Source organism: Curtobacterium sp. B8, from assembly GCF_000333315.1.
GTDB lineage: Bacteria > Actinomycetota > Actinomycetes > Actinomycetales > Microbacteriaceae > Curtobacterium > Curtobacterium luteum.
Genome location: NZ_BACW01000198.1, coordinates 1 through 7,000 on the forward strand (window position 1 = coordinate 1; position 7,000 = coordinate 7,000).

At 72.9% G+C, this 7,000-nt stretch carries 11 protein-coding genes; 5 read left to right on the top strand and 6 right to left on the bottom strand.

Annotation, left to right across the window (positions count from 1 at the left end):
- Positions 1-241: 241 nt before the first annotated feature.
- The 3 genes from I59_RS05010 to I59_RS05020 all read left to right on the top strand — a co-directional run bounded on the left by I59_RS05010 (position 242) and on the right by I59_RS05020 (position 3,085).
- Positions 242-697, top strand: a complete 456-nt coding sequence (locus tag I59_RS05010; protein ID WP_022902929.1) for a MarR family winged helix-turn-helix transcriptional regulator — start codon at positions 242-244, stop codon at positions 695-697.
- Between the two features lie 284 nt (positions 698-981).
- Complete coding sequence (locus I59_RS05015) at positions 982-1,869, top strand: hypothetical protein (RefSeq protein WP_022902930.1); 888 nt, start codon at positions 982-984, stop codon at positions 1,867-1,869.
- 64 nt (positions 1,870-1,933) lie between these two features.
- Complete coding sequence (locus tag I59_RS05020; RefSeq protein ID WP_022902931.1) at positions 1,934-3,085, top strand: low temperature requirement protein A; 1,152 nt, start codon at positions 1,934-1,936, stop codon at positions 3,083-3,085.
- A gap of 34 nt (positions 3,086-3,119) precedes the next feature.
- Here I59_RS05020 and I59_RS05025 read toward each other — a convergent pair whose 3' ends face one another.
- The 4 genes from I59_RS05025 to I59_RS22610 are packed head-to-tail and all read right to left on the bottom strand — an operon-like array spanning position 3,120 to position 4,853.
- Positions 3,120-3,428 carry a hypothetical protein gene (locus I59_RS05025; RefSeq protein WP_022902932.1) on the bottom strand — a complete coding sequence of 103 codons (309 nt, stop codon included), beginning with the start codon at positions 3,426-3,428 and terminating at the stop codon, positions 3,120-3,122.
- Positions 3,425-4,093 carry a hypothetical protein gene (locus I59_RS05030; protein WP_042726483.1) on the bottom strand — a complete coding sequence of 223 codons (669 nt, stop codon included), beginning with the start codon at positions 4,091-4,093 and terminating at the stop codon, positions 3,425-3,427. Before I59_RS05030 ends, I59_RS05025 begins: the two co-directional genes overlap by 4 nt.
- Complete coding sequence (locus I59_RS05035) at positions 4,090-4,644, bottom strand: RNA polymerase sigma factor (RefSeq protein ID WP_022902934.1); 555 nt, start codon at positions 4,642-4,644, stop codon at positions 4,090-4,092. Before I59_RS05035 ends, I59_RS05030 begins: the two co-directional genes overlap by 4 nt.
- 56 nt (positions 4,645-4,700) lie before the next feature.
- Positions 4,701-4,853: a hypothetical protein gene (locus tag I59_RS22610; protein ID WP_022902935.1), complete on the bottom strand. Its 153-nt coding sequence runs from the start codon at positions 4,851-4,853 to the stop codon at positions 4,701-4,703.
- Positions 4,854-4,970: 117 nt separating this feature from the next.
- On the opposite strand from I59_RS22610, the gene I59_RS05045 reads away from it, so the two are divergent.
- On the top strand, positions 4,971-5,600 hold the full coding sequence (locus I59_RS05045; protein WP_022902936.1) for an MOSC domain-containing protein: 630 nt from the start codon (positions 4,971-4,973) through the stop codon (positions 5,598-5,600).
- A 30-nt stretch (positions 5,601-5,630) separates the two neighbouring features.
- On the opposite strand, the gene I59_RS05050 is transcribed toward I59_RS05045, so the two are convergent.
- The gene (locus I59_RS05050; RefSeq protein ID WP_022902937.1) at positions 5,631-6,014 is read right to left on the bottom strand and encodes an MmcQ/YjbR family DNA-binding protein; all 384 of its coding nucleotides are present in this window, start codon (positions 6,012-6,014) and stop codon (positions 5,631-5,633) included.
- Between the two features lie 73 nt (positions 6,015-6,087).
- Here I59_RS05050 and I59_RS05055 point away from each other — a divergent pair, with 73 nt between their 5' ends.
- Positions 6,088-6,387: an excalibur calcium-binding domain-containing protein gene (locus I59_RS05055; protein ID WP_022902938.1), complete on the top strand. Its 300-nt coding sequence runs from the start codon at positions 6,088-6,090 to the stop codon at positions 6,385-6,387.
- 95 nt (positions 6,388-6,482) lie between these two features.
- Here I59_RS05055 and epsC read toward each other — a convergent pair.
- Positions 6,483-7,000: serine O-acetyltransferase EpsC (gene epsC, locus I59_RS05060; protein WP_022902939.1), on the bottom strand; the 518-nt coding region annotated here is incomplete at its 5' end.

Genomic DNA, 7,000 nt, shown 5'->3' on the forward strand with positions numbered 1-7,000 from the left:
CCGAACCTCGACGAACTCGTCGACTGGGAGCGCATGACCGAGGACTTCCGGCGTCTCCGCACCGCGACCGAAGCCGGCGACAACATCGGCGCGGAGCTCGCGACCGAGGCGATCCACCAACTCCCCGGCGAGAAACGCTGAGCACACCTGTACGGTCGGACAGAAAGCGCCCGTACCGGTGCCGCCACGATCGGGCGGTAGCATCACGCACGACCCCTGATCACCGAAGCGGAGGCCACCCATGAGCGCTCGCGAGACCGACCGTACGGCCATCGCCGCGCGGCTCGCCGCGGCCGTCGGACGCATCAACCGACGCGCACGGACCGACTCCGCCTCGCTGGGCTACGGCATCGTCTCGGCGCTCGCCACGATCGAGCGCGAGGGTCCCCTGCGTCCGGGTGACCTCTCCCGCCTCGAAGTGGTGACGAAGCCCACCATGACGCGGATCCTGACCGAACTCGAGCAGCGCGGGTTCATCGAGCGGGAGGCCGACCCGAGGGACGGCCGGGCGTTCATGGTGAGCGCCACGGAGGCCGGGGTCGCCGCGGTCGAGGCTGCACGGTCGCAACGCACCGGCATCGTGGCCGAACTCATCCACGGCCTCCCCGAGGACGACGTCGCGGCGATCGCCGGGGCCCTCGACGCGCTCGAACGGATCGCACAGGGCGACCGCGCCCAGGAACCTCACACCTCCTGACCCCGACGCGGGTCGTTACCGAACCGTTACCGAAGGGTGGACGGACGGTTCTGCCAGTGTTCCTGGACGCTGCGCCCAGCGTGACGCGTCATCGTGACCGCTCCGCCTCGGCGTGACCACCCCACGGTCACCGGACGGCGGACGGACGGGCCCCACACCACCGTCCGGGCCTCCCCCGGCTCGCGGACCGCACGACGGCCACGCCGCACCCCGATCGACACGCCTCCCCCACCCCGGCGTGCTCGGGCGCGGTCCGCACACGAGCCGGCCGACCACCGGAACCGATGACTCGACGCACCACTGCTCTGCCCAGCACCACCGCTCCGACCACCGCCTCGACCCGACGCGAGGCCCTCGACTCCCCCGCCCGCCGCGTCCGACGAGCCCTGCGCAACCGGACGACCGTCGTCGCCTCCGGCGCAGCCGTCCTGGCCATCGCCGTCGGCGGCATCGCGGTCGGCTCCCAGCCGGCCCTCGGCGAGGCACTCGGCGTCCCGAGCGCCACCCCCACGAGCGCCCCCGCGCTCGACGGCACCGCGCTCGACCGCGCGCAGGCGCAGGCGACCCTGTCGAGTGCCCGGACGGTGCTCGACGACGCCAACCGCAAGACCGACACGACGGCGCTCCGCCAGCGGGTCGAGGCACTCGACGACTACTCGAAGCTGTCCGGGGCCGCCCTGACGAACCGCATCGCCACCACGGTCGCCGCCAGCCAGGAGGTCGCCGAGGCGAGCGCCGAACAGGACCGGTCGGACGCGGACGCGAAGCGCGCTGCCGCTGCGAAGGCCGCGGCCGCGAAGGCAGCGGCAGCCAAGGCAGCGGCCGAGGCCGCCGAGCAGGCACGGAAGCTCGCCGAGGGCAACACCGTCGCGGGCGCGAAGGCCACGGCGTCGGCGCTGGCGTCGTCCCGCTACGGCTGGGGCTCGGACCAGTTCCAGTGCCTCGACAACCTCTGGACCAAGGAGTCCGGCTGGGACTACCGCGCCGTGAACAGCAACGGCGGCGCGACCGGCATCCCGCAGGCGCTCCCGGGCTCGAAGATGGCGACGGCCGGCTCCGACTGGCAGACCAACGCGACCACGCAGATCACCTGGGGCCTGCAGTACATCTCCGCCGCCTACGGCACCCCGTGCGCGGCGTGGGCACACTCGCAGGCGTCGAACTTCTACTGATCCGCACGAGACGGAGGCCGGGAGGACCTTCCCGGTGTCCGCCGGCGTGCGGTAGGCATGCTCCGTGAGCACAACCGGACTGCGCCGCATGGCTCCACGCGACCCCGCCGAGGCGCACCGTGCGGCCAGCCCGCTCGAGCTCCTGTTCGACCTCGTCTTCGTCGTCGCGGTCGGGTTCGCGGCGACGAACCTCCACGAGATCGAGACCGAGGGGCACGTCAGCTCGGCGATCGTCTCCTACGCCTTCGTCTTCTTCGCGATCTGGTGGGCGTGGATCAACTTCACCTGGTTCGCCACGTCGTTCGACACCGACGACTGGCTCTACCGCGTCACCACGTTCGTGCAGATGGGCGGTGTGCTCGTCCTCGCCGCCGGGGTCCGACCGCTCATGGTCGACGGCGACCCCGCGATCGTCGTCGTCGGGTACGTCGTGATGCGCCTGGCCTTGGTCGGGCAGTGGCTGCGCGCGGCCGCGTCGGCGCCGGGGTACCGCCGCACCGCGCTCCGCTACGCCGTCGGGATCGTCGTCGTCCAGGCGCTCTGGGTGCTCGCACTCGTACTCCCCGAGGCCGCGCTGCGCGGAGCGATCCCGGTACTGATCCTGCTCGAGGTGCTCGTGCCGCCCGTCGCCGAGCGGGGGTCGCGCACGACGCCGTGGCACACGCGGCACATCGCCGAGCGGTACTCCCTGTTCACGCTCATCGTCCTCGGCGAGGGGCTCGTGGCATCCGCGAGCGCGGTCATCGACGGCCTCGAGCACACCGACCACCTCGGCTCGCTCCTCGTGCTCGCGGCGGCCGGGCTCGTGATCGTCGCCGGGCTCTGGTGGATCTACTTCGCACGCGAGCAGCACGCCCGCATCCGGTCCCTGCCGAGCGCCCTGGTGTTCGGGTACGGCCACTACGTCGTGTTCGCGGCTGCCGGAGCGCTGCCGGCGGGCATCGAGGTCGCGGTGAGCGCCGACGCCGGCGAGGCCGACCTGTCGCACGTGACGGTGGCCGCGACGATCGCGGTGCCGGTGGCGCTCTTCGTCCTCGCGGTCTGGGCCCTCGCACTCCGTCCGTCGCTGTCGCTCGGCTGGAACGCCGTCGTCGTGGTGCTGGCCGCCGCCGTCGCCGTCGCCGCCTCGGTGGTCGTCCCCGCGGTGTCGCTCGTCGCCACGGCGGTGCTCGTGGCCGCGATCGTCGTCGTGCTCGAGGTCGCCGACCGCCGGTGACGGCTCCGGACCCGTGCTGGGTCCGGCCGGGCGGTCAGCCGACGCGCGCGACCCGGACGTCGACCCGGCTGAGCACGAGTCCGTGCTCCGTCGCCACGGCGAGCGCGGCGACGTGGGCCTCGTGTGCGGTGGTGGGAGCCGGGCGGGAACCGTCGGTGCCGATGACGACGCGGAGGACGTCACCGTCCAGGACGACCCGGCTCGGTGCGGTCCGGGCGGCCAGGCTCTTGACGGCGGACACGGTGCTGCCGAGGGTGGGCCGGGCTCGGTAGAGCTCGGCGACCCCGGGGACGGCGAGCACCGCGGTCTCGACGGCGGTCAGGGTCTCGTCCGGGGTGCTCATGCGCCTGCCTCCTCGTCGTCGCTGCCGTGGCTGGTTCCGTCATCAGCGGGACGGTCGTCCGCGGGCTCGTCGTCGGTGCGCGGCACGAGGTCGCGCACGACGACGTCGACCGAGTCGACCACGAGGTCGGTCTGGTCAGCGAGCACCGCCGCCACGGTCTCCCGGACCTCCGACGCCACGGTCCGGATCGTCGCTCCGGCGCGGACGGCGATCTCGACGACGACCCGCACGGGCGCCCCGAGCTCGGTGACGTCACCCTCGAGCGTGCACCGGGCGATGAGGGCGTCGGACACGCCGTCGCCGGCACTCCGGACGAGCGACCGGATCGCACCCTCGGTCATCACCGGTCGTTCGGTCGGCGCGGCCGGACGCAGGGGGACGTCCCGCCCCGCCCGCGCCTCGAGCGAGATGTTGGCGAGCACACCGCTCACCCACGACTCGTCCGCCGGGGCCTCCTGCTCGGCTGCGGCCTCGAGCGAGCCGAGGGACGACTGCCGGAGCCGGACGATCGCCGCGAGCGCGTTCTGGCACGCCGGTGAGTCGTCGATGGACGGGTCCGCGGGCTGCATGCCCGCGTCGAGGTAGTCGGCCAGCTCGTCGATCGAGTGGCCGTCGAGGTCGTCGGGTTCGAGGGAGTCGAGCCGGACGTGCTCGGGATCGGTCATCGCCATCCCTCCATGAGACGGATCATGTTCTTGCGGGCGCGCGAGAGGAGCCCGCGGACGGTCGAGACGGGGAGGTCGAGCTCCTCGGCGATCTGGTCGTAGGAGTACTCGAGCACCTCCTTCATCACCCAGCACCGGCGCTGCGCCTCGGGGAGTTCGCCGAGCGCGGTCTCGACGGCTTCCTCGCGCGAGCGGGCCTCGGCGACACGCTCCGGAGCATCGTCGGACGGGGCCTCGACCTCGATCTCGGTGACGTCGTCGTGGAAGCGACGGGCCCGGATGCGGTCGATGCACTTCCGACTGAGGATGCGCATGAGCCACGACTTGACCTTGCTCTGGTCCTCGAGCCGGTCGAGCCGGTCCCAGGCGGTGATGAAGGTCTCCTGCACGACGTCGTCGAGCTCGTCGGTCGAGCCGAGCGTCCGGCGCGCGTAGGCGCGCAGCAGCGGGGTGTACCGGCGGATGAGGACCTCGAACGCCCGGACGTCGCCGTCCGACGACCGGCCGGCGAGGACGGCGTCGTCGAGGTCGGTGAGGAGCTGGTGGGGCACGTGTTCCTTCTACCGGGACCGGGTGAGGTCTTCCTGAGCACGGGAGCGACGACCGGTCACCGTGCACCCGCGCGGCGTGCGTGGGCAGTGGTCACCCGGAACGGTCCGACGGGTCGTGCGGCGAGCGCGCGGACCCGGGCCTGCGCGAGCAGGTGCTGCCGGACCGGGTGGCGCTGCGAGCCGGGTCGGTCGTTCGTGGTGTCGGTCATGGTCGTTCCTCCTCGGCCGCGGTGACGGCCTCCACCGATGGGACGGGCCGGGACGCCGGTTCGTCACACCCGGATCCGGACTCCGCACGGAGGGCATCCGTGCGGCATGCTGGTGCGGTGCCCCTCGTGACCGCCGTCTGCCGCGTGGCGCGGCTCCTGCCCGACTCCGGCACGATCGGGGTCACCGCCATCGACAAGCGTCCGGTCGACGGCCCGGTGCGGGTCCGGCCCCTCGGACTCCGCGCCGACGTGCAGGCCGACCGGAAGCACCACGGCGGCGAGGACCAGGCCGTGTACGCCTACGCCGACGAGGACGCCACGCACTTCGCCGGGCTGCTCGATCGCGAGGTGCCGCCGGGGCTGTTCGGCGAGAACCTCCGGACGAGCGGGATCGACGTCACCGGGGCTGTGACCGGGGAGCGATGGCGGATCGGTGCCGAGCTCGTGCTCGAGGTCACGATCCCCCGGATCCCCTGCGGGACCTTCGCCCGTCGGATGCGCGAGGACAAGTGGGTCCGACGGTTCACCGAGGAGGGGCGTCCCGGTGCCTACCTGCGGGTGGTGAAGTCCGGCTCGGTGGCGAGCGGTGACGCGGTCGAGGTGATCGACCGCCCGGCCCACGGGGTGACGATCGGCGAACTGTTCGCCGGCGTCACGGCCGAGCGCGCGCAGGCGGTCGTGGACGCTGGACGACCCGTGCCGCCGAAGGTGCAGGTCCTGCTCGGGAAGGCCCTCGCGCGCGGCTGAGCCGTGGGCCGTGCGGGCCCCGGCGGTCGGTCAGTCCGGCAGCGTCCGCCGGACCGGGTCGATCGGCCGCTTCGCACGGGGCAGCCCCGCGACGACCAGGTCGTAGGCGTTCGCCACGAGGTCCTCGACGAGGGTCTCGTCGAGGCCGTCGCCGGGCGACAGGGTGATCCAGTGCCGCTTGTCCATGTGCCAGCCCGGTGTCACCTCCGCCAGGTCGCGGACGAGCGCGGCCCCGTGCGGTGGAGCGCACTTGAGGTTGACGATCGGGACCCCGCGGAGCTCGGACGTCATGACGAACATCTTGCCGACGACCTTGTAGACGAACGTGCCCTCGCCGAAGGGCTGGGTCTCCTGGACCGCGGGCAGGCCCATCGCGGTCTGCGCGGCGATCTCGTGCAGGGCAGCTCCGTCCATGCCACCAGCATGCCCGAACCGGCACCCCGATCGGGGGCATGAGAGATCCTCGCAGTGGGCCTAGGCTGAGCGGGTGCACATCACCCGAACCCTCAGCATCGCCGCAGCGAGCGTCGTCCTCGCTGCCACCGCCGTCGTCGGCGGCGCCTCGACCGCCCAGGCAGCCCCCACCGTCTACAAGAACTGCGACGCCGTGCACCGCGTGTACTCCGGCGGCATCGCGAAGAAGTCCGTCACCAGGAACAAGGTGATCTCCGGCGGCAAGGTGACCTACCGAGCGCTCAAGGGCACCGTCAAGAAGGACGACAAGCTCTACGCGGCGAACAAGAAGCTCGACCGCGACGCCGACGGCATCGCCTGCGAGAAGAGCTGACCCGACCACACGCCGGAGGGGGCCGGCGCGCACGGAGCGCGCCGTGCCTCCCGTCCGGAACCGCGACCGGAGGTCGCTGAGGGGACGGCGGGACGTCAGAGCGGCGGGACGCCCTCGTGGCCCGAGCGCGGACGGGCCGTACCGGCGACGCCGGTGACCACCGACCGCGGCGGCACGTCCTTCGTGACGACCGTGTTCGCGCCGACGACGGAGTCGGCGCCGATCGTGATCGCGCCGATCAGGGACGACCCCGCACCGAGCACCACGCGGTCCCCCACCCGCGGGTGCCGCCGAGCGCCGGGGCCGTGCTCGCCGCCGCGCCCGCCGAGGGTCACGCCGTGGAACACCACCACGTCGTCACCGACCACCGCGGTCTCGCCGATCACGACGCCCATGCCGTGGTCGATGAAGAACCGGCGGCCGATCCGCGCGCCGGGGTGGATCTCGATCCCCGTGACCGAGCGCGCGACCTGCCCGATCACCCGTGCCGCGAACCGCGCCCCGGGCAGGCCACGGGCGAGCCACAGCCGGTGGGTCAGCCGGTAGGTCCAGATCGCGTGCAGGCCGGAGTACACGATCGCGTTCTCGAGGTCGCCCCGTGCTGCGGGTCCCC

Excerpts from the sequence above, each read along its gene's own strand:
- I59_RS05050 (WP_022902937.1), bottom strand. The coding sequence starts at position 6,014 with ATGGACGGAGCTGCCCTGCACGAGATCGCCGCGCAGACCGCGATGGGC.
- I59_RS05015 (WP_022902930.1), top strand. The coding sequence starts at position 982 with ATGACTCGACGCACCACTGCTCTGCCCAGCACCACCGCTCCGACCACC.
- I59_RS22610 (WP_022902935.1), bottom strand. The coding sequence starts at position 4,853 with ATGACCGACACCACGAACGACCGACCCGGCTCGCAGCGCCACCCGGTC.
- I59_RS05030 (WP_042726483.1), bottom strand. The coding sequence starts at position 4,093 with ATGACCGATCCCGAGCACGTCCGGCTCGACTCCCTCGAACCCGACGAC.
- I59_RS05025 (WP_022902932.1), bottom strand. The coding sequence starts at position 3,428 with ATGAGCACCCCGGACGAGACCCTGACCGCCGTCGAGACCGCGGTGCTC.
- I59_RS05010 (WP_022902929.1), top strand. The coding sequence starts at position 242 with ATGAGCGCTCGCGAGACCGACCGTACGGCCATCGCCGCGCGGCTCGCC.